This window comes from Moorena sp. SIO3I6 (assembly GCF_010672095.1).
In genome coordinates this window covers 1-1,077 of sequence record NZ_JAAHHU010001679.1, presented here as the reverse complement: position 1 = coordinate 1,077, position 1,077 = coordinate 1, and the positions used below count along the sequence as shown (strand labels likewise).

The 1,077-nt window shown below is 48.0% G+C and carries 1 protein-coding gene and 1 pseudogene; one reads left to right on the top strand and one right to left on the bottom strand.

Going from position 1 to position 1,077, the window contains the following annotated elements; translation table 11 throughout:
- Positions 1-284: pseudogene (locus tag F6K49_RS52235) on the top strand (3-deoxy-7-phosphoheptulonate synthase); the annotation flags it as partial.
- An 86-nt stretch (positions 285-370) separates the two neighbouring features.
- On the opposite strand, the gene F6K49_RS52230 reads toward F6K49_RS52235, so the two are convergent.
- On the bottom strand, positions 371-1,077 hold a 707-nt coding region (locus F6K49_RS52230), incomplete at its 5' end, for a carbon-nitrogen hydrolase family protein (protein WP_293110938.1).

The window sequence follows — 1,077 nt, the reverse complement described above, 5'->3', positions numbered from 1 at the left end:
CAATAGTGCCAGTCTTGCGCACCCTAACTCACTTGCCGATTATGATTGACCCCAGTCACGGCACAGGGAAGTCTGATTATGTTCCAGCTATGGCAAAAGCTGCGATCGCAGCTGGAACTGACTCGTTGATGATCGAAGTTCACCCCAACCCCGCTAAAGCCCTGTCTGATGGACCACAATCTTTGACACCGGAGCGGTTTGACGAGTTGGTGAAAGAATGGGCGGTAATCGGCAAAGCCGTAGGGCGTTGGTCTGAATCTGCTGTGGCTGTTGCTAGTCATTAGTAGTTAGTTTTTAGTTATGACCTGAGTTCGACATTATCAACTTAATCCAGAACTCAGGTTAATTAAGACTAAAAACTAAGAACTAATCAAACAAAGACTCTGTGTTCTAGACAAGGCATCTGTTGGCGGACTTGTTGGAGGCGGTCTGGGTCAATTTCTGCGATCGCAACTCCTGGTGTGTCTCCAGCATCTGCCAAGATTACCCCCCAAGGGTCCACTATCATTGCATGACCATGGGTGTAGCGCATGGCATAGTGACGACCAGTTTGGGCTGGGGCAATCACATAGCAGGTGTTTTCTATGGCTCTAGCTTGGAGCAGAACCTGCCAATGGTCTTTGCCAGTGTAAGCGGTGAAGGCAGCAGGCACAAACAATACATCCGCTCCATTCTGGGATAAGTGTCGGTAGAGTTCCGAGAATCGAACATCATAACAGACAGAGAGTCCCAAATTGCCGAATTCTGGGGACGGGTAGACCTTGGGTAGTTCAGTTCCAGCCTTAACTGTCTCTGATTCTCGATAGGTATTCCCATCAGGGAGGTTAACATCAAATAGATGAGCCTTATGATAGCGAGCTAGTTCATTGCCACTCGAACCGATGAGTAGGGCAGTATTGTAGACTTTACTACTACCCACTGGTACCGGAAAGCCACCACCAAGGATAGTGACTTGGAACCGTTGCGCCATAGTTTTGAGGAATTGTTCACTTCGCTCTGCGATCGCATCAGCATGGGTAATTTTGTCTTCCTCTGTACCAAGAAAAGAAAAGTTTTCCGGTAAGCTGATCAGTTGAG